The sequence below is a fragment of the Gammaproteobacteria bacterium genome, from assembly GCA_019911805.1.
In the GTDB taxonomy this organism is placed as follows: Bacteria; Pseudomonadota; Gammaproteobacteria; order Thiohalobacterales; family Thiohalobacteraceae; genus JAHJQQ01.
The window spans coordinates 1-20,056 of sequence record JAIOJV010000029.1; the positions used below are offsets into that span (position 1 = coordinate 1).

Annotated in this window: 19 protein-coding genes; 13 read left to right on the forward strand and 6 right to left on the reverse strand. The window is 64.2% G+C overall.

Features of this window, described 5'->3' with window-relative positions:
- Positions 1 to 49 precede the first annotated feature (49 nt).
- Positions 50 to 706, reverse strand: coding sequence for a GMP/IMP nucleotidase (yrfG, locus tag K8I04_02150; GenBank protein ID MBZ0070521.1), 657 nt, complete (start codon positions 704 to 706; stop codon positions 50 to 52).
- A 518-nt stretch (positions 707 to 1,224) separates the two neighbouring features.
- Between yrfG and K8I04_02155 the strand changes: the two genes are divergently transcribed.
- The 7 genes from K8I04_02155 to K8I04_02185 all read left to right on the forward strand — a co-directional run bounded on the left by K8I04_02155 (position 1,225) and on the right by K8I04_02185 (position 8,825).
- Complete coding sequence (locus K8I04_02155; protein ID MBZ0070522.1) at positions 1,225 to 1,899, forward strand: TIGR04283 family arsenosugar biosynthesis glycosyltransferase; 675 nt, start codon at positions 1,225 to 1,227, stop codon at positions 1,897 to 1,899.
- Between the two features lie 3 nt (positions 1,900 to 1,902).
- Positions 1,903 to 2,553, forward strand: a complete 651-nt coding sequence (locus tag K8I04_02160) for a TIGR04282 family arsenosugar biosynthesis glycosyltransferase (protein ID MBZ0070523.1) — start codon at positions 1,903 to 1,905, stop codon at positions 2,551 to 2,553.
- A gap of 84 nt (positions 2,554 to 2,637) precedes the next feature.
- Positions 2,638 to 4,425, forward strand: a complete 1,788-nt coding sequence (locus K8I04_02165) for an EAL domain-containing protein (protein MBZ0070524.1) — start codon at positions 2,638 to 2,640, stop codon at positions 4,423 to 4,425.
- A gap of 699 nt (positions 4,426 to 5,124) precedes the next feature.
- Positions 5,125 to 6,732 (forward strand): c-type cytochrome, encoded by a 1,608-nt coding sequence (locus K8I04_02170; protein ID MBZ0070525.1) that lies wholly within the window; start codon positions 5,125 to 5,127, stop codon positions 6,730 to 6,732.
- A 54-nt stretch (positions 6,733 to 6,786) separates the two neighbouring features.
- Positions 6,787 to 7,371: a DUF3365 domain-containing protein gene (locus K8I04_02175; protein ID MBZ0070526.1), complete on the forward strand. Its 585-nt coding sequence runs from the start codon at positions 6,787 to 6,789 to the stop codon at positions 7,369 to 7,371.
- A gap of 59 nt (positions 7,372 to 7,430) precedes the next feature.
- The gene (locus tag K8I04_02180; protein MBZ0070527.1) at positions 7,431 to 7,949 is read left to right on the forward strand and encodes a cytochrome c; all 519 of its coding nucleotides are present in this window, start codon (positions 7,431 to 7,433) and stop codon (positions 7,947 to 7,949) included.
- 129 nt (positions 7,950 to 8,078) lie between these two features.
- On the forward strand, positions 8,079 to 8,825 hold the full coding sequence (locus tag K8I04_02185) for a cytochrome b/b6 domain-containing protein (GenBank protein MBZ0070528.1): 747 nt from the start codon (positions 8,079 to 8,081) through the stop codon (positions 8,823 to 8,825).
- Between the two features lie 126 nt (positions 8,826 to 8,951).
- Here K8I04_02185 and K8I04_02190 read toward each other — a convergent pair whose 3' ends face one another.
- From K8I04_02190 to K8I04_02200, 3 genes are all read right to left on the reverse strand, one after another.
- Positions 8,952 to 9,557: a cytochrome c4 gene (locus tag K8I04_02190; protein MBZ0070529.1), complete on the reverse strand. Its 606-nt coding sequence runs from the start codon at positions 9,555 to 9,557 to the stop codon at positions 8,952 to 8,954.
- 166 nt (positions 9,558 to 9,723) lie between these two features.
- Positions 9,724 to 11,073 carry a HAMP domain-containing protein gene (locus tag K8I04_02195; protein MBZ0070530.1) on the reverse strand — a complete coding sequence of 450 codons (1,350 nt, stop codon included), beginning with the start codon at positions 11,071 to 11,073 and terminating at the stop codon, positions 9,724 to 9,726.
- Positions 11,074 to 11,081: 8 nt separating this feature from the next.
- On the reverse strand, positions 11,082 to 11,792 hold the full coding sequence (locus K8I04_02200) for a response regulator (protein MBZ0070531.1): 711 nt from the start codon (positions 11,790 to 11,792) through the stop codon (positions 11,082 to 11,084).
- A gap of 391 nt (positions 11,793 to 12,183) precedes the next feature.
- Between K8I04_02200 and K8I04_02205 the strand changes: the two genes are divergently transcribed.
- The 6 genes from K8I04_02205 (at position 12,184) to K8I04_02230 (ending at position 18,753) form a co-directional block, all read left to right on the forward strand.
- The gene (locus K8I04_02205) at positions 12,184 to 12,747 is read left to right on the forward strand and encodes a hypothetical protein (GenBank protein MBZ0070532.1); all 564 of its coding nucleotides are present in this window, start codon (positions 12,184 to 12,186) and stop codon (positions 12,745 to 12,747) included.
- 58 nt (positions 12,748 to 12,805) lie between these two features.
- Complete coding sequence (locus tag K8I04_02210; protein ID MBZ0070533.1) at positions 12,806 to 14,011, forward strand: TolC family protein; 1,206 nt, start codon at positions 12,806 to 12,808, stop codon at positions 14,009 to 14,011.
- Positions 14,008 to 15,102, forward strand: coding sequence for an efflux RND transporter periplasmic adaptor subunit (locus tag K8I04_02215; GenBank protein ID MBZ0070534.1), 1,095 nt, complete (start codon positions 14,008 to 14,010; stop codon positions 15,100 to 15,102). Before K8I04_02210 ends, K8I04_02215 begins: the two co-directional genes overlap by 4 nt.
- Entirely contained in the window at positions 15,102 to 18,176 is a 3,075-nt protein-coding gene (locus K8I04_02220) for a CusA/CzcA family heavy metal efflux RND transporter (protein MBZ0070535.1), read from the forward strand. Before K8I04_02215 ends, K8I04_02220 begins: the two co-directional genes overlap by 1 nt.
- 1 nt (position 18,177) lies before the next feature.
- Entirely contained in the window at positions 18,178 to 18,480 is a 303-nt protein-coding gene (locus K8I04_02225; GenBank protein MBZ0070536.1) for a DUF3240 family protein, read from the forward strand.
- Between the two features lie 78 nt (positions 18,481 to 18,558).
- On the forward strand, positions 18,559 to 18,753 hold the full coding sequence (locus K8I04_02230) for a hypothetical protein (GenBank protein MBZ0070537.1): 195 nt from the start codon (positions 18,559 to 18,561) through the stop codon (positions 18,751 to 18,753).
- Positions 18,754 to 18,770: 17 nt separating this feature from the next.
- Here K8I04_02230 and K8I04_02235 read toward each other — a convergent pair whose 3' ends face one another.
- Positions 18,771 to 19,298 (reverse strand): hypothetical protein, encoded by a 528-nt coding sequence (locus tag K8I04_02235; GenBank protein MBZ0070538.1) that lies wholly within the window; start codon positions 19,296 to 19,298, stop codon positions 18,771 to 18,773.
- A 97-nt stretch (positions 19,299 to 19,395) separates the two neighbouring features.
- Positions 19,396 to 19,809 carry a GreA/GreB family elongation factor gene (locus tag K8I04_02240; GenBank protein ID MBZ0070539.1) on the reverse strand — a complete coding sequence of 138 codons (414 nt, stop codon included), beginning with the start codon at positions 19,807 to 19,809 and terminating at the stop codon, positions 19,396 to 19,398.
- Between the last annotated feature and the right edge of the window lie 247 nt (positions 19,810 to 20,056).

Consider the following 20,056-nt stretch of genomic DNA (forward strand, 5'->3'; position numbering starts at 1 on the left):
CTGAATCCTGAATCCTGAATCCCGACCCCCGAATCCCGACCCCCGAATCCTACCCCGGCATAATCTCATCGAAGCGTGTGATCGCCGGGAATTCATCGATGTCGCGCGGCGGGCTCTTGGAGTCGGGCTGGCGCACGCACAGCAGGTGGCGGATGCCGTAGTGATGCGCGGAGCGCAGTACCGGCAGGCTGTCGTCGACGAACAGTGCGCGTTCCGGCTGGAAGGGCTCGCGCTCGCGCAGCCAGTTCCAGAAGCTCGGCTCCTCCTTGGGCTTGCCGTAGTCGTGGGCGCACACCAGACGGTCGAAGTGCCCGCCGAGGCAGGTGTGGTGCATCTTCAGCTCGAGGGCCTTGTGGTGCGCGTTGGTGACCAGCACGATGCGCTTGCCGGCGGCACGGATGCGGTCCAGGAATTCGATGACGTGCGGATGCACGGCGATCAGATGGTCGACCTCACGCTTGAGTCCGGCGATGTCGAGATCCAGCTCACGGCTCCAGTGATCCACGCAATACCATTCCATGCGCCCCTCGACGGAGTGGAATTTGGGGTAGAGCGTCTCCTTGGCCGACTCGAGCGCCAGCCCGTGGCGCTCGGCATAGCGCAGCGGCACGTGCTCGCGCCAGAAGTGGTTGTCGAAGTGCAGGTCCAGCAGTGTCCCGTCCATGTCGAGCAGGACGGAATCGATCTCGTTCCAGGGCAGTCGCATAGGGTTCGCGCGGTGCGCAGGTGGCTTCGGGGCCGCGGCGGTACCGCGGGTGGACATTATACAATCATGGCCCGGGATCTGCGGAACGGCATGGGGAAAACCTTTTTTGGCCACGGAATCCACGGACCAACACAGACAAAACCTTTTTTGGCCACGGAAACACACGGAAGTACACGGAATGTAAAACCCGTTATGTCGGCCTCTTCCGCGCCTATCGGTGCGTTCTTGTGGCGGATTTTCGGCATACCCCGTGCCTGTGAGGGACCGGGCGTGTAGGGTGCGTCGGCGGCAGCGACGCACCGGGGTGTGAAACCTGGTGCGTCAGGCTGCGCCTCGACGCACCCTACCGGTCCGCTGAGGGGACCCTGCAGACGGCTTCATTGCGTTTTCAACAATGGATTTTTTCCGTGTACTTCCGTGTGTTTCCGTGGCCATCAAGATTTTTCCGTACGCTTCCGTGGCAGTTGCGGTTTTTGGAGTCATGCGCTAGCCGTGGCTGAAAGGGGGTTCTCAGGTTCATGCGCATCTCCGTCGTCATCCCCACGCTGAACGAGGCCGACCGGATCGCGGCCACGCTGCTCCCGTTGCAACCGCTGCGCGCGCGCGGTCACGAGGTGCTGGTCGTGGACGGCGGCAGTACCGACCTGACCGCGGCGCGCGCCACCGGGCTGTGCGACCGCGTGTTGCAGGCGCCGCCCGGGCGCGCGCGGCAGATGAACCGCGGCGCGCAGGCCGCACACGGCGAGGCCCTCTGGTTTCTGCATGCCGACACCCTGGTCCCTGCCGGCGCCGCTGCGACCCTGCTGGAGGCGCTGACGCAGCGTGCCTGGGGCCGCTTCGATGTGCGCCTGTCGGGGCCGCAACCGCTGCTGCGCGCGGTGGAGGCGCTGATGAACCTGCGCTCGCGCCTCACCGGCATCGCCACCGGCGATCAGGGCCTGTTCGTGCGACGCGAGTTGTTCGAACGCGTGGGTGGCTTTCCCGACATCCCACTGATGGAGGACATCGCCTTGAGCCGCGCGCTCAGGCGCTCCGGCCCACCGGCCTGTCTGCGCGTGCGCCTGCTGACGTCCAGCCGCCGCTGGGAACAACACGGCGTGCTGCGTACCATCCTGCTGATGTGGCGGCTGCGCTTCGACTACTGGCGTGGCGTGCCGGCCGAGCGCCTGGCGGCGCGCTACCGTCAGGGCTGAACGATGCGTCATCCCAGCGCCCGCATCCTGGTGTTCGCCAAGGCGCCGGTTGCCGGGGCGGTGAAGACACGCCTCATCCCGGCACTGGGCGCCGCCGGCGCGGCACGGCTGCATACGCGGCTGGTGCGGCGCACCATCGCGCGGGTGAGTGCCTGCGGACTCGCGCCGCTCGAACTGCACGTCGCGCCCGACGGCCAGCACCCCCTGTTCCAGTCGCTCGCCGGCGCCGGTGTCCCGCTGATCGCGCAACGGGGACGCGACCTCGGCGAGCGCATGCACGCAGCCCTGGCAACGGCCCTGACCACGGCCGAGTTCGCGCTCCTGATCGGCACCGACTGCCCCGCGCTGGACTGCGCCTGCCTCGCGCACGCCTGCGATGCGCTCGCGGCGGGTCGCCCGGCGGTACTGGGTCCGGCTGAGGACGGTGGCTATGTCCTGGTCGGTCTGCGGCGCCCGGCAGCGACGCTGTTCACCGGCATCGACTGGGGCGGCCCGCAGGTACTGACCCAGACCCGCCGGCGACTGGCAGATCTGGGCTGGGAGGCCACGGAGCTGCCGACCCTGTGGGATCTCGATCGGCCTGCCGATCTGGAGCGGCTGGAGCCCGCCGAGCGGGCCGCGCTGTGCGCAGAGGAAACGGGATCGGAAATCTGATCAATTCAGGCGGTTGCTCAAATCGTACCGGCCGCGGTCGCTACAGGGCTGTCACAAGGTGCATACAGCAGGGGGCCGTCGGACGTGGCACGTCGTCGTTATACCGAGGCAGAGAAGCGGGCGGCCCTGGCCGCGGTGGCGACGGGGCGGGGACCGACCGAGGTGGCGACCTCTCTGGGTATCCCCATCGCGACCCTGCGGCGCTGGCTCAAGGCCGCCGGCGTCGCTACGGCGGCCGGGGCCGCCCGACATCAGGACAGGCCTCGCCGGTCGTCCCGCAGGCCCACCGCACCGGCACCCCACCCTGTGCGACTGCAGCTGGTCGTCATCGACGCGGCCGGTGATCTCCCCAAGATCCAGCGCATCCTGCACAACGAAGGTCTGGCCCTCGACCTCGTCCCGCTCGACCAACATGCCTTTGCCGAGAGTGTGGCCGACGGGCCGGCGTGGCGTGGACAGACCTGGGTCGCGGACGTCGACGATGCCGCGGCGCAACGCATCTTCGATCTGATCGAACGCAGCGGCAAAGTGCTGCCGCTGGTGGTGGTGGGTACGGTCGGACAGCGGCGTGCCCTGGCGCGCCGTTATTATCCGACCCTGGACGCCCAGGCTATCGATGACCTCGGTGTGGTGCTCGACCGTGAACGCCAGCACATCACTCAGCACGCCGCGCTGCAGGCACAATTACGCGATTGCCGGACGCACTTTGAGCAGCTGCTGCGCTGCAGTCATCGCGCCTTCGATGCCGACCCGGTACCGTTTGCGATCGTCGGTGCGCTCATCGACGATGTCGGCCATCGCTATGCGAACGACGCATACCTGGCACTGGTTGGGGCCACGAATTTTGAGGATATCCAGGGCTTGCCCTTCACGCGGCTGCTCGATGCCGAGTCCGGGACCGCGTTCATCGCTGCGCTCGGACGGCTGGACGACGCCGGTGCGACGCGGCGACTCGAGCTGTGCCTCCGCCGGGGCGACGCAATCAGTCTGGATATCACCCGCTTCCCGGGGACCTCATGCGGTTTTCAGATCGTACTGCAGACGACGGCCACGCTTGCGGCGCTGTCCGAGGATCGGGAGCAGGCGTTGTGGGCCGAACGTATCAACGCTGCCCTGACCCACAAAGGGCTGTTTTCCGTGGTCTACCAGCCGATCGTCGCACTGTGTGGTGTATCCAGCGACAGCTATGAAGTGTTGCTGCGTCTGCACGGGGGGGATGGCGAGTACCTGCCGGCGCATTTCATCCCGGCGGCGGAACGTTCCGGCCTGATGGTGCCGATCGACCGCCGGGTGATCGGCCATGCGGTCGAGGTGATCCGCGAAGAGCGACATCACGGTAAGATGCTCACGCTGTTCGTCAATCTGTCCCGGGGATCGGTGGTGGATCCGGAGTTTCCAGCCTGGCTGCGCGCGACGCTGTCTGCCGCCGGGATCCCTGCGGGTGCGCTGGTGCTGGAGATATCCTGTCGGGATATTACACCGTTGCGGGCGGACATGGCCGCCGCGTTGAGCGCGATCCGCGCGATCGGATGCCGCATCGCATTGGATCATGCGGGTACCGCCTGTCTCGAGACCGGTATCTTCCATCAGGTCACCATGGACTTCATCAAGCTGGACCGGTCGCTCACGGCCGGCAACGCCCACCCGGAGGCCACGATCGAGGCCATCGGCGCGATGATTGGCGCTGCGGAAACAGCGGGCGCAAAGACCATCGCCGGCTTCGTGCAGGATGCCGAGAGCGTATCGCGCCTGTGGCGTTGCGGCGTCACCCATGTACAAGGTTACTTTCTGCAGCAACCCTCGCGGGCGCTGAATTACGAATTCACCACCGCAGAGTACGAGATCCCCAGCACGAGCCGCTTCGGCCTCTGATCGCACCGTACGATCGGCCTCTCCTTTACCGCGCCGGACACCACCGGCATCAAGTCACATTTCTCCTCGCTTGTTCATACCGCCCGTCGTCAGGTAACACCCTGTTACAACTTGCCCGCATTCAGCAATATCCGCGAAACACCTGCGGGATAGCGTACTGAACTGTAGCAAGGGGGGAGTTTCAGGGTAGGTAGGGTGAAGGCTGTCCGATCCGCTATTCCGTTTAGGGATACGGATCGGACCTTTTTCGACTGGCCACCTGGAATTACTCACGAGCGCAAGTCAGTCCGGAGGGCAACGATGAGAAATACATGGCCCGTAGCGATCGGATCGGGATGTTGTACGGAGGTGTCGTGGCAGTCAGTGGTAAACGACCGCATGGCCTTGCTGCCCGGTTACGACTCCGGCGATTCGTTGTTCGGTCCGGAGGATATCAATCAGCTATGTCGGCGTCACCACCATCGTCGGGCGCAACCTGTCGTTCGGTACGGAATTTTGTGTCACCCGGTTGTCGACAGCTCACGCTGTCCATCATCCATGGTTTCGGAAACAGCATGACGGCCTCCGTCGGCCCGCCGATCGATGTCAGCTTAGAGACCAACCTGAATCACATTGCAATTCACCCATCGGCATTGAAGGCGTGTCCGAACCCAGCAGGTCATCCGTTTATAACCAGTGAGTAGAGAGGAGTATGCATCCATGTCCGTAAACACTGTTTCCCGGTTTTCCAAGAAACTGCTTCCTGCAGCCCTCGGTGTGGCGATTGCACTGACCAGTGCCGGCTGCATGGGCCCGCAATTTGCACCAGCCAGCTCCGATGTCGGCTGGGATACGAACTACACCGATGCCCTGAGTCCGCATACCCAGTTGGCGCTGGGTGTCATGAATGCGCTGAAGGATGATCCCGCCCAGGTCAAGAATCAGGCTGCGGCCGCGGCATTGTGGGATACCTTGGCCGGACAGGTCGATGCCAAGGCAGGTGATGCCGCCATCAACGCCACGCGCGCAAAGATCGAGGCACTGATGGGGCCGGAGCTGGTTGCAAAGGTCAAGAGCGAGCACTACAGCAAGGGGGATCTCATGGGCTTCATGATCAGTTCCGGCATGAAGATCCCGAAGGGCGGCAGCGGTTCGCTGAATCCCGATTTCATGGCCGCCCAGAATACCGCCAAGCTGCTGAAGGATGGCGGTGCATCGCTGCAGGCCAAGAGTGACGATGAATACAAGGCGGTGAGTCCGGAGGAGGCACTCAGCCCCATGCAGAGCCTGACGCTGGGGACGGCGCTATTACTGGCCGAGGATCGTGATTCCTTCGAGATGAGTCAGATATTCCGCCTGGCACTGTATTTCCGGCCGCTGCGGCGTATGTATGATCCCAACCCGGACATCATCAAGGCGTCGAGCTCGGCGAACTACGAGACGGTCTACATGGATCGAATCTGGCGCGTACTGCGACCCGAGCAGATCGCCGCGATCCGCAAGATGAATCTGACCCGCTCGGATATGGAAAAGTACCTCAAGGAGCACGTGCAGCTCTATAAGGTAGACATCAAGAAGACCCCGGACTTCGCGCTGGTCGAATACGCGGTCAACGATTTCCACGAGCAGATCGCGCCGCCGGACACCATCCCGCCGGAGGACAAGGGTGACTTCTTCATCGCCAGCAGTGTCAAGCGCATCAGCGGTGCCGCGCCCGGCGACGGCAAGAAGCTGTTTGAGGGTGTCTGCGCCTCCTGTCACGGCATCGACGGCCAGGGACGTTTCCCGCCGATCACCATGCAGTCCTACCTGTCACTGCACAGTGACCACGAGCACTTCGAGATCGTACGCTTTGGGCCGCCGCAGAAGCCTGGTTCGCCCATCGTCATGCCGACCTTCGCCGACAAGCTCACCGAGCAGCAGATGTGGGCGATCGTAAAGTATCTGCGTACCTTCGAGAACAGTACTGCTATGCGCCGGGGTGAGAGTGATGCGCGCGAAAGCGGCGTGAAGTTCTATGACACACCCGAAGTCTATGCTGCCTGGCAGGCCAAGGACAGTAATAAACTCTTCCTCGACCTGCAGAGTGATATTGCCTACCGCATCATGGGTCATATCCCGAACAGTCTGCACATCCGTCCCGAGGAACTGGCACAGAAGATGGATCAGCTGCCGAAGGACAAGGAGATTGTCGTCATCGACATGTTCGGCTCGCAGGGCCTGCAGCCGGCCAAGACGCTGGCCGACGCCGGCTATCGCACGGCGTACATGGCGACGGGCATGATGGACTGGCACATCACACGCAATTACCCAGTGTCCTATGACTGATCCGCTGCCCGCCGCCGCAAGGCGGCGGGCTTTGTCCAACGAAGGAGACGAGACATGCGAATACAGCCAATCGTGATCGGCCTCTTGGCCGCCGCGGGCACCATGACCCTGTGGGCGGGCAAGGCGCCTCAGGAGTCCGGTGCGCCACCAATCGACGAAGTCAAGGCCGTGGCCAAAGGCTATGCCGGCCAGCTCAAGGCGATGCTGCAGCAGCAGATGCAGGCGGGCGGCCCAGTCGATGCCCTCGCGGTCTGCAGTGACGAGGCGGCGCGCATCGGCAGCGATGCGGCCCGTGCCAGCGGCTGGTCTATCCGTCGTGTGACGGACCGGACGCGTAACCCGCTCGACATGCCGGACGCCTATGAACACCAGGTGTTGCAGGATTTCAGCAAACGTCTGGGCGACGGTGAGAAGGAGGTCGCGCGCTACGAGGTGGTCGAGGAGGGCGGCGTGCGCTATGCGCGCTTCATGAAGGCGATCCCGGTCGAAGGCCTGTGCCTGAGTTGCCATGGCTCGGCAACCGAGGTCGCCCCCGATGTCGCCGCACGTATCCAGACCCTCTACCCGCACGACCGCGCCATGGACTACAAGCTCGGTGATCTGCGCGGCGCACTGTCCATCAAGGTCAGGCTCGATTAGGACACGGCGGCTGGCTGATTTTCCATTGAAGCAATGACATCAAGAAGCGAGGAAATCCGATGAAATACATTTCGATCAGACACCTGTTCCAGAAGCGATTCCGTACCAGCACCCTCATGGCGGCCTTGCTGACGGGATCCCTGCTGCCAGCCGCAGTACCTGCACAGGAGCCGATCGGGCCCAAGCTCACACCGCGCCTGCACGAACTGCTGCGCGACGAGATGCTCTCCATCCGTCAGGCCATGGAACATATCATGAACGGCCTCGTGGCCGGCGACAGCTCCATCGTGGAGAACATGGCCATGCAGGTGCATGACAGTTTCATCCTGACCCAGCAGCTGACCGAGCAGGACAAGAAGGACCTGATGGCGGCGGCGTCGAAGGAGTTTCTGGCACTCGATGGCGAATTCCACGTGACGGCCAAGAAGCTTGCCCATGCGGCCGAGCAGAAGGACTTCGAGCTGCAGCGCTTCTACTACGGAAAAATGGTCGATAGCTGTCAGACCTGCCACAGCCAGTTCGTGACCGACCGTTTCCCGCAGTTTGCCGGCAAGGCACCCGAGGGACATGTGCATTGATGCCGGCGGTGCACCATACCCGATACCTGCTTCTGTCCACCCGGCCCTCCCTCGTCACACCCGACAGGGGAGGCGCTGGATGGGGGTAATATCATCCTGCTGGACACGGATCACGGGACGATCCATGGCATGAACACCTTCGAGTGCCACGAGTACCGGGTGTGGGATCGCGTGGTGCGGGTCTTTCACTGGGTCAACCTGCTGACCGTGTTGTGTCTGGCCGGCATCGGACTGGCACTGCTCAACAGCAAGATACTGGGTCTCTCCACGGACGGGAAACTGCTGCTCAAGACGTTGCATGTCTGGATCGGCTATGTATTCGCTGTGAACCTGTTGATGCGGCTGGTGTGGGCCTGCGGCGACAGTCCGCATGCCAGCTGGCGTGATCTGCTCCCGGCAGGTCCCGCCTTCTGGGCACGGTTCGGCCGTTATCTGCAGGCCCTGCAGTGCGGCACCTCGAGGCCGTACATGGGACACAATCCGGCAGGTCGGTTGATAATAAGCCTGTTGCTGGCGTTGCTGCTCGTACAGGGTTTCACCGGCATGATCCTGGCGGGGACGGAGATCTACTATCCGCCGCTGGGCGGCTGGATCGCTCACTGGGTGGTGGCGCCAGGGGTGGATCCCGCACAGCTCGTTCCGGGTGACCGCACCCTGGTCGATGCCATTGCCTATGCCGATATGCGTCATTTCCGCGAGTCTTTCGTCGCGATCCATGAAATTACGTTTTATATGCTGGTGCTGACGGTACCACTGCACGTCATCGGCGTGGTACTGGCGGAACTGCGTGAAGGCGGTGGGCTGATCTCGGCCATGGTCACAGGCCGTAAACGCATCAGCGGACGCCCGGAAGATACGGCCGAAACAGACCGGTGACAGCCGGCCAGGCCGAATGATCAATAATCGATGGTCGGTATCGGCTGGGCGGGGAACGACGCACATCCGCACCCCTGCGGCACAGCCGGTGCAACGGCAATCGTCGTTGCACCGGCTGTGCCGTTCTCATTTCAGGCTTGCGACATAGGCCGCCACGGCCTCCATCTCTGCATCGTCGAGCTTCGCGGCGATGTCGCGCATGACCGACCCGGAATCGTTGCTGCGGTCGCCGTACTTATAGGCGAGCAGCTGATTGAAGACGTAGCGTGACTGCTGACCGGCGAGAATGGAGAATCCACCAGCGGCCTCGCTGTGGCCGTTCGCACCATGACAACTCGCGCAGCTCGCGACAGCGGAAGTCCCCTGGGTGTAGAGTTTCTTCCCCTGTGCGGCCAACTTGGGGTCGGCCTCGCCCGGCGGCGGCAGCGGCAGGCTGGCGTAATAGGCAGAGACGTCCATGATATCGGCCTCACTGAGGCTCGCCAGCATCTGTTGCATGACGCCATTGAGACGCTTCCCGGCCTGGAAATCCTGCATCTGCCTGACCAGGTAATCAACGTTCTGGCCATCCAGCCGCGGCCAGGTCGGATTCATGGCCAGATTGGCGGCACTGTGGCAGGCCTCACAGTTGAACGACTTCTCTTTGCCGGCACTGGGATCCCCTGCACCCACGGCCGGCTTACAGACCATGACGCACAGCGCGATGGCGCCTGCCAATGTCGTTCTGTTCATGTCGATACACCCCCCTTTTCTGCAGTTTTGTCTTGAGTCGAAGACGCCGAGGCCGCGCCGGTGTCGTGCCGCAGCTCGCGCCGCCACGGGCAGCACGGCCGGCCATTCGTGTGTCAGGCTAACGAAGGATTCAGGGCGGTGTCTGTTACCAGTTGTATGCAGAGTGCTACGTACTGGAAACGGCGGTAGGTGTTGCGGTACCGATGCGCAGACGCGCCTCCGTACCTTGTCCCAGGGTGGAATGCAGGTCGAGTGCCCAGCGATGCCGATCCGCCAGCTGGCGCGCGATCGCGAGGCCGAGACCGCTGCCACCGGTGCGGCTGTTGCGGGACTTGTCCAGGCGGTAAAACGGCTGGAACACCAGCTCGAGTTCCTCCGCCGGTATGCCGGGTCCCTGATCGATGACACGGATCAGCGTACCCTCGGGCGTGGGGCCACAACACACCCGTATCGGTTTACCACCGCCGTAGCGCAGGGCATTGCACAGCAGGTTCTGGACGATGCGGCGCAGTACCAGCGTCGAGGCATGGCAGCGGCAAGGTGGATCGGCCGGTTCGAAGCGGATCCATTCACCGGTCGGGTCCATGTCGGCGACCAGTTTCTCCAGCAGGTCGTTGACTGCGAGCTCGCTGCCATCGTCGAGATGCAGGCCGCGGCTGAAGGCGAGTGATTCGCCGATCAACCGATTCATGTCCTCGAGGTCGGCGGTGATCTGCTCGATGAGCGCCGTGTCGGTCTGCCCGGCTCCGTCGTCCAGCATCTCGACGGCCAGGCGGATGCGCGCAATGGGTGTACGCAGGTCGTGGGCGATGCCGGCGAGCAGTACGGTGCGGTTGGACAGCAGCTGCTGGATCTGTGCGGCCATGTCGTTGAAGGTGCGCGCCAGGGTCGCGAGCTCGCCCGGGCCGGTCTCCGGCACGGGACCGGGCATGTCGCCGGCACCCAGCTGCTCGGCGGCGCTCGCGAGCCGGGCGAGCGGGCGGGTCAGCCGCCGTACCAACAGGACGGTGGTAATGCCGGTGAGCAGAGCGCTGCTGATCAGGATAGAAATCAGCGCCGAGGGGATATGGATGTCGATGCGGGACGCGGGAAAGCCGAGCCGCAGCGTCGCCTGTGGGCGTGGTATGTCGAACCAGTACCAGGTCTCGCCATCCTGGTCACGGCCGCGGTCGAAGCGGATATCCGTCTGCAGCCGGTGCAGCAGCGAGTTACGCAGGAAATAGACATAGGGGAGGTAGACGCGCACGTGTTCCAGCGGTGCCATGTCCGCATGCATCACCAGGCCCTGACGCGCTTCCAGGTCGTATTCCAGTGCGGGCCGCGCGGCGGGTGGGAGTGCCTCCCAGGCCTCCACCGCTGTGACGATGAAGGCCGCCAGGTCGTCGGCCGAACGCTTCGCCACGGGGATCATCACATAGTAGGCCGTCAACAGGAACGCAAACAGCTCGAAGACGATCATGACGATGGCGATGGTGATCGCCGTGCGGGCGAACAGCGTGGTGGGACGGCGGGCCACGCGCGGCCTCAGCGGGAACGACCTTCGGGGGAGAACAGGTAGCCCTCGCCCCAGATGGTGCAGATATAGGCCGGATCGGCCGGGTCCGTTTCGATCTTGCGACGCAGGCGCGTCACCCGTACGTCGATGCTGCGGTCGAACGGTGACCGCTCATAACCCTTGAGGATGTCCATCAGCGCGTCGCGGCTGAGCACCTTGTTGGGATGCGTCACGAACGCGTGCAGCAGCTTGAAGTCGGCATTGGTGAGGCGGATCTCCTCGCCGTCGCAGGTCAGCCGGTGTGCGGCGGCATCCAGCTCGAAGGAGCCGAAGCGGTAGGCAGGTGGGGCGGCCGGCGTCGATGGCGAGCGTTGTGCGCGCCGGCGCAGTACCGCACGGATACGGGCCAGGAGCTCGCGTGGATTGAACGGCTTGGCCAGATAGTCGTCGGCGCCTACCTCGATGCCGATGATCCGGTCCATGTCCTCGCCCCGTGCCGATAACATGATGACCGGGATCTCGTCACTGTTGCACAGCCGCCGCGCCAGCGTCAGGCCGTCCTCCCCGGGCAACATGACGTCCAGGATGATCAGATCGACGCCATGCCGTGCCAGGTGCGCCTGCATCGATTCACCGTCGGCCACCGCCGCAACCGAGAAGTCCTGCGCACGTAAATAACGCTGTAACAGGTCGCGCAGACCGGGGTCGTCGTCAACAACCAGGATACTGGGTTCGCTCATCGTCGCCTCTCATCGTCGGTACCGGGCCGGATATCAGCACGGTTACACACTGTTACATCTCGCAGCCGTCCTGCAATGTCGCAGCAACAGATTCCGCAGATGATCCGTTCTGCGGGGCGCATTGCGAATGCCACCGATTTGTGCAGGCGTAAGGCCGTTTTCCCGCTGTATTTTCCGATATAGACGATGTAGAGAGGCTTCCGTGCAGCGACGCGTAGCACAACGCCGTACAAACCTGTTCTTGGAATGTCCACCGAAACGACCGCGCGGTCAAGCAGGCCATCGCGGCTGGCGCACTGCCGGTGCCTTATGCGGAGCGTTATTGTGGTTTGATCCGGCCGCCGCCTGGGAGCGTCCGGCGTGGTTCGGTGACCTGGAGGTAGATACTGGCTTGACGTTCATCGGGCTGGTGCCGTGGGATGATGCGGTGCGTAAAGATGCCACGGCGTCGTTCGACGTCCTGCTGTCGCGCACCTTCCGCGGCGTGCATGTGCACCTGCATCTTGAAGGCAGCACCACCCCGGGCGCCAGCAGTGTGAGTGTGGCCGTGCCGGAGGCGAACGGTGACAGCGGCAGTGCGCTCGATGGCGACGGACGCGGCCGGGTGCAACGCTCTGAACTGTTCATGACGGTGCCCACCGCCGCTGGTCTGCAGTTCAGCACCGGGCTGATCGATGCTGCCGGTTTTCTGGATACCAGCGAGGTGGCTAACAGTGAGACCGAGCAGTTTCTCAACAGCGCGTTCGTCAACAATCCCACGATTGCGTTACCGGACTATACCCCCGGTGCCACACTGGTGTGGCAGCCGCCGGAGCGGGACTGGGGCGTGACCACCTTCCTGTCCGGGTCGCACGGACTGGTTGACGATGGTGGCTCCTATTCGGGCCTGTTCCGTTCGCAAGCACTGCGGTCCCATTTTGTCGGGATAACAGTGCTTCAGTTTGAATTCAGCTGAAGTTCCTATTATTTCACTGGCTATTTCGCCATCGGAATCCCCCCTGAAGTTAACCGCCATGAAGCTCACTCCTCTGACTCTCCTGCTGCTGACGGCGCTGGTTCCCTTCGTCGTCCGGGCCGAACCTTCCCTGCGCGACATCATCGACGCCAGCGTCGCGCGCGATCCGGATCAAAGCCTCGCCGGTGCTATCCGGGCCGAAGGTCGGGCCCTGCAGCGCCAGTCCAGCAGCCTGTTCGCGGCTGATCCGGCCCTGACTCTGCGCCATGAAACCGATGCCATCGATACCAATGCCGGCTACCGGTACTGGGAAGGCGGCCTTGCGATGCCGGTATGGCTGCCGGGCCAACGTGCCAATCGCCGTCTGGTGGCCACCGCCACGGAGGAAGAGGCGGCCGCCCAGGAATGGATGCTGCGCTGGCGGGTAGCTGGCACAGTGCGGGAATGGCTCTGGTCACTGCGTATCGCCGAGGCGGAATGGCAACTGGCACAGCAGGCGGTCGCCAGCGCCCGTAGTCTGCAGACGGACGTGGAACATCGCCTGCAGGCCGGCGAACTGGCCCGCACCGACCTGATCCTGGCCCAGAAGGAAACCCTGGCGCGGGAGCTGGAGCTAACCGCCGCCAACTCCCATCATCAGTCGCTGTTGCAGCGCTATCAGATGCTCACCGGCCAGACGGAATTACCGTGTCTCGAGGAGGAGTCGCGCGCGGCGGACAGGGACATCGGCAGCGGTCATCCCGTACTGGCCGCGGCCGAAGTCGCCATCGCCCGGGCCCGTGCCGAGCGCAACCAGATCAGGGATGAAAAACGCGCCAATCCAGTGGTCAGCATTGGCGCCATCAGCGAACGGGCGCAGCAGGGGTTCAGCACCGACCAGTCCCTGGCCCTGGAGATCAACCTGCCCCTGGGCATGGCCAGCCAGGCGGCGCCGCGTACTGCGGCGGCGGAACGTGCCCTGACCGAATCCACTAACACCCTGCTCCGTCTCCAGCGGGAACTGGAGCAGGCGCTGATCCAGGCGAACAGCGAGCGGGCACGCGCCGACCAGTCGCTGCGGCTTGCACAGGAACAACAGCGACTGGCTGCGGAAGGATTGCGCCTCAATCAGCGGGCCTTCGAACTGGGGGAAGGCGACCTTTTCACCTTGTTGCAGGCTCGTGCCCAGGCGCTGGCTGCAGCGCGCGAAGTGGAACTGCAGCGCCTCGCGCATGGCCGCGCCATCGCCCGGTACAACCAAGCCCTGGGAGTGATACCTGAATGAAAATCACTATCATCCTGCTGTCATTACTGTTGTCCTTGGGCAGCGCGCGGCTCGCCGCCGAACCGTTGGTGAATATCACCGCGGAACAACGCCAGGCCATTGGCATCGAGACCGCCGCGCTGCAGCCCATCGAATACAACCGCAGCGCTCTGCTGCCGGCCCGGGTCACGGTACCCAATGCCCAGCTGCAGGTGGTGACCGCCCCCCAGAGTGGGCTCGTGGAGACCTTGCTGGTAAGCGCGGGCGAGGCAGTCCAGGCCGGCCAGACCCTGCTGCGCATCCAGAGCCCGGCCTTGCTGGAACTGGAAAGCGATTACCTGGAAAACCGTACCCGGCTGACGCTGGCCCGCCGCAACTACGAGCGCGACCGCCAGTTGTACCAGGAGGGCATTATCGCCGAGCGCAGAATGCTGGAATCCCAGGCCAGCTATCAGGAACTGGCCACCACGGTGGCGCGCCTGAAGCGGCTGTTGGAGCTGGCCGGCTTGGAGGGTGAAGCCCTGCGGGTCCTGGAACAGCTGCGCCAGTTGACAGGTACCCTGCTGGTCCGCGCACCCTTCGACGGTGTGGTGCTGGAACAGATGGTCACCCCCGGCACCCGGGTGGCGGCGGCCGATGCCCTGTATCGCGTGGCCAGTCTCAAACCACTGTGGCTGGAGATTCATATGCCGCTGGAACAGCTCGGCACCACCGCCGTGGGCCAACAGGTGCTGGTGCAGAACGACCCACCCCTGCGGGGTGAGGTTATCAACATCGGCCACATGGTGCATGGCGCCGACCAGGGGGTGTTGATCCGTGCCGAGGTGGGTACCGGCAGCGAGCTGCTGCGGCCCGGTCAGTTCGTGCAGGTCCAGATCGCCATGCCGGCCGCAGCTGATCGCTACCGCATTCCCCGCGAGGCGCTGATCCGCAGTGCCGGCAAACACTATGTCTTCGTATCCCGGCCGGATGGCTTTGTGCCGGTCGCCGTCACCGTGATCATGGAGGAGCCGGAGCACCTGGTAATCCAGACCGTGCTGGCCACCGACAGCCAGATCGCCGTGCGGGGTGTAGCCACCCTCAAGGCCGCTTGGTCCGGGGGCACTGAATAATGCTGCAGCGCCTGATCGAGTTCGCGCTCACCCAGCGCATGCTGATGCTGCTGCTGATCGTGCTGATCGGTGGCGCCGGCTGGGTGGCGTTTCAGAATACGCCCATCGATGCCTTTCCGGATGTCTCCACCACCCAGGTGAAGATCATCATCAAGGCGCCGGGCATGACGCCCGAGGAGGTGGAAACCCGCATCACCGCCCTCATCGAGGTGGAGATGCTCGGCATCCCGCAGCAATCCATGCTGCGTTCGGTGGCCAAGTATGCACTGACCGATATCACCGTGGACTTTACCGAAGGCACCGACATCTACTGGGCCCGCCAGCAGGTGGCTGAGCGACTGGGCGCGATCTGGGGCGACCTGCCCGCGGATGTCTCCGGCGGCATCGCTCCCATGACCACCCCCCTGGGGGAGATGTTCATGTTCACCATCGAGGGCGGCACGCTCGATAACATGCAGCGCCGCGACCTGCTCGACTGGGTGATCCGCCCGGCCTTGCGCTCTGTGGCCGGGGTGGCCGACGTCAATGCCCTGGGCGGCCAGGTGCGCAGTTTCGAGGTGGTCCCCGACAACGCCCGCCTGCAGGCCCTGGGCATCCCTCTCAGTGAACTGCGCACGGCGCTGGAACAGAACAACCGCAACGACGGCGCCGGTCGCCTCAACGATGGGGAGGAGGTGCTGCTGGTGCGCACCGAGGGCAGCATCCAAACCTTCGATGATATCCGTGCCATTGTCGTGCGTGCCGATCGCCGCGAACCGGTGCGGGTGGCCGATGTGGCCAGCGTGCGCACCGGCGCCGTGACCCGGTATGGCGCCGTCACCCACAACGGCAAGGGTGAGGCGGTGGAAGGCCTGGTGCTCGGCCTGCGGGGTGCCAATGCCCGCGATGTGGTGCAGGGGGTACGGACCAAACTCGAGGAGCTGCAGCCGGCACTGCCCGAAGGGGTCCATATCAACGTGTTCTACGATCGTGGCCAACTGGTCAACAAGGCCGTCGGCACGGTCACTAAGGCCCTGCTGGAGGCCACGGTGCTGGTGTTGATCCTGCTCGTACTGTTCCTCGGGGATCTGCGCGCCGCGCTCACCGTGGCCTTCATCCTGCCGCTCGCGGCACTCGCCACCTTCGTGCTCATGTACCGCTTCGGTATGTCCGCCAACCTCATGTCCCTGGGTGGCCTGGCCATTGCCATCGGCATGCTGGTGGATGCCGCCGTGGTGGTGGTGGAGAATGTAGTTACCCATCTGGCCCGCGGCGGTGCCACCTCGCGCCTGCCGCGTCTGCATCTGATCTACCGCGCAGCCAGCGAGGTGGCGGTACCGGTCACCTCCGGCATCCTGATCATCATCATCGTGTTCCTGCCGCTGCTCACCCTGCAGGGACTGGAGGGCAAGCTGTTCATTCCCGTGGCACTGACCATCGTGTTCGCCCTCAGCGCCTCCTTGCTGCTGTCGCTGACCGTGATCCCGGTGTTGGCATCCTACCTGATCGGCAAGGTGTCCCATGAAGAACCGCGCTTGGTGCAGTGGCTGCAGCGTGGCTATCGGCCGGTGCTGCATTGGGTACTGGACCATGGGCGCACGGTCACCATCGCTGCCGCTGCCCTGCTGGTGATCGCCGGCTCGCTCTATACCCAGATCGGCAAGTCCTTCATGCCCACCATGGACGAGGGCGACTTGATCGTGCAGCTGGAAAAGCTGCCTTCCATCAACCTGGAACAGTCCCTTGATATCGACCTGCGGGTACAGCGCGCCCTGCTGCAGCAGGTCCCGGAAGTTAGTGGCGTGGTGGCACGCACCGGCTCCGATGAACTGGGCCTGGATCCCATGGGGCTCAACCAGACCGACAGTTTCCTGGTCCTGAAACCCCGTGATCAGTGGCGCATGGATAGCAAGGAGGAGTTGACTGCGGCGCTGCGCGTGGTGCTGGATCAGTTCCCCGGTGTCGATTACGCCTTCACCCAGCCCATTGAGATGCGGGTCTCGGAGATGCTGACCGGGGTGCGCGGCGACCTCGCCATCAAGATCTTCGGTGGCGATCAGGACAAGCTGAACCGCAGCGCCGACGCCATCGTCGCCGCCCTGGGCAAGGTGGACGGGGCCGAGGATGTGTTCACCCCACGCAATGAAGGAGCCCAATATTATCGGTTGGTGGCCGATCGTATGGCAGTGGGCCGCCTCGGTATCTCCATGGACGAGCTGCAACGTGCCCTGCGTACCCAGGTGGAAGGGATGGAAGTGGGTACGGTATACCAGGAGGCACGACGGATACCCCTGATGCTGCGGGGACCGGAAGGCCTGCAGACATCCCCGGCACGATTCGCCAATCTGCGCTTTGCCCTGACCAACGGCGAGACCACCGGCCTGCAAGACCTGGTAACCCTGGAGCGCACCGAGGGACCGGTGGCGGTGCAGCGGGAACATGGTAACCGCATGGCAGTGGTGATCGCCAACGTCCAGGGGCGCGACCTGGTGAGTTTCGTGGAAGAGGCCAAGCGCGTGGTGGCCGGACAGGTGCAACTGCCGGTCGGTTATTACCTGGAATGGGGTGGGCAATTCGAGAACCAGCAGCGTGCCGCGAAGCGCCTGTCCATCGTGGTGCCGGTGGCCCTGGGGCTGATCTTCCTGACCCTGTTCGCCACCTTCCGCTCGGTGCGGCAGTCGGTGCTGGTGCTGAGCAACATCCCCTTCGCGCTGATCGGCGGCATCGTGGCCCTCTGGCTCACCGGTGAGTACCTGTCCGTCCCGGCCTCGGTGGGGTTCATCGCTCTGCTCGGCATCGCGGTGCTGAACGGGGTGGTGATGCTGACCTACTTCAACCAGCTGCGGGCCCTGGGCCGGCCCATTGCGGAAGTGGTGACCGACGGTGCCCAGCGACGGCTGCGGCCGGTGTTGATGACTGCGAGCATCGCGGCCTTTGGCCTGATGCCGCTGTTGTTCGCCCAGGGACCGGGCTCGGAAATCCAGCGCCCACTGGCCATCGTGGTCATTGGCGGCCTGGTATCCTCCACCCTGCTGACCCTGTTCCTGTTACCTCTGCTCTATCGCCGCTATGGTGTCGCGAAGCCCGGAGTCTGATATGCAATCCTGCCTGCTGGCGCTGGCCGTATCCCCCTCGATGGAGCACGCCATGGTCGATTGGCTGCTGGAGAATGAGACCGTGGGCGGTTTCACCAGTCTGTCCATCCACGGGCATGGCACCTCCCTTCACTCCCTCAGCACCGCCGAACAGGTGGCCGGTCGCAAGGGTCAGATCCTGTTTCAGCTGTATCTGCCCGTGGCGGCCGCGCGCGAGGTGGTGGCAGCCCTGCGCCGGGAGTTTCAGGGCAGCGGCATGCATTACTGGATCACACCCCTGCTGGAGGCCGGTCACCTGGACTGAATACGTCACGGGGCAATACTGACAAAACGGATTAGATTGGCATGGTTTCGCATTGGGCGGGGCGTCACACGGAGCGCGGTGTCCGATGTCGGCCGCGCGCCCGACGAGGAGGATTCACGCGAGGCGGAGCTGTATCTTGGCCTGCAGGCCACCGCACGGACCAACATCGCGCTGTCGTTGCAAAGGATCCTGCACAGCGATTTCCGCGCCGGCCATGACGGTATCGGTCCGCATCAGACCGTGCTCGGGCTGCGCGTCAACTACCAGCTGTGAGCGGCGACGCCGCAACGTCAGGCGGCGCCGTCCGGCCCGCCATGCAGCGGTGCGTAGTGGCTGAAGCGCATGTCGAGCCGGACGTCAGTGCCGCACAGCAGGGCCAGTTCGGCATCGTAGCCCAGCAGCTCCGCCAACGGGACATGGGCGCACAGACGGGCGCGTCCGTCTGCCGCGATCCCGTCGCGTGCCTCGCAGTCGCGCAGCACGGCGCGGCGCCGTAGCAGGTTGGCGCGCAGCAGCGCCATATGCGGACGCGGCACATCGATGATCACCCACATGATGGGTTCGGCCGGCTCGGGATCGTCGCGATAGCGGATGCGCGGCTCGCCCACGTCGAGCGTCTCCGGGTAGTGATGTAGCAGCATTGCCACGGCATCGGCGAGTTGCTGTTCGCTTTCGGCGAGCAGCCGCAGACCACGTGGCGAAGTCTCCGGTACGGCCGCCGGCCGCGGGCCGAGCAGCTTCGCCGCCTCGGTGGCGAAGCTGGCCTGGATGTCGAGTCCGCGCTTGCGGACGAGCTGTTCGAGCACATGAGTGGGCATGTGTGATTCTCCTCGGTCAAAGCACATTGAATGAAGCCGATGTAGCAGTGGCCGGCTTCCATGCATTGTCGGTCGTCCCCGTGTCCGCACCAGGCTCCTAGAGTTCGAAATCGCCCGCCGCCTCGGGTTGATAGAGCAGTGACTCCACCCGCCAGCGGCGTGTCCCGGTCGGCAGTTCCACCTCGATGATCTCGCCGACGCGGGCGCCGAACAGGGCCGTGCCCAGTGGCGCGAGCACCGAGATGCGCCCGGCCGAGGCATCGGCGCCGTTCGGAAAGACCAGCGTGCATTCCATGGTCCGGTTGCTATCCGTGTCGAGCAGCAGTGCTACGCTGTGCATGGTGACCAGTTCGTCGGGCACTTCACGCGGCTGCAGCTCTTCGCCGGCCTGCAGTTTGTCGATCAGACGCTCCAGATGCGCGGCATCGCGGCTGCCCGGGGCGATGGTCTCGAGCAGGTGTGTCAGGCGCTGGACGTCGTGGCGCGAAAGATGGGCGGATTGCGGATTCATGAAGGATTCTCCTGTGTGTCTGTGCATTGACTGCGGCCGATCCCGGGTGTTGCGGCGGTGTGCCGGGTGCGCCCGCTTCACGAGGCGCATGAATATCTGGTAAGCGTGTCGCCTGTCGGGCGAAACGGGAGGGCCGGGGATGGTCGGGGATATACCGGGGCGCAGGCGGGCTGCGCCCCGGATCAGGGCCGCGTGGCGGAACGCGCCCCCGTGATGATCAGTCGTGGAGGGATCAGGGTAGGTACGC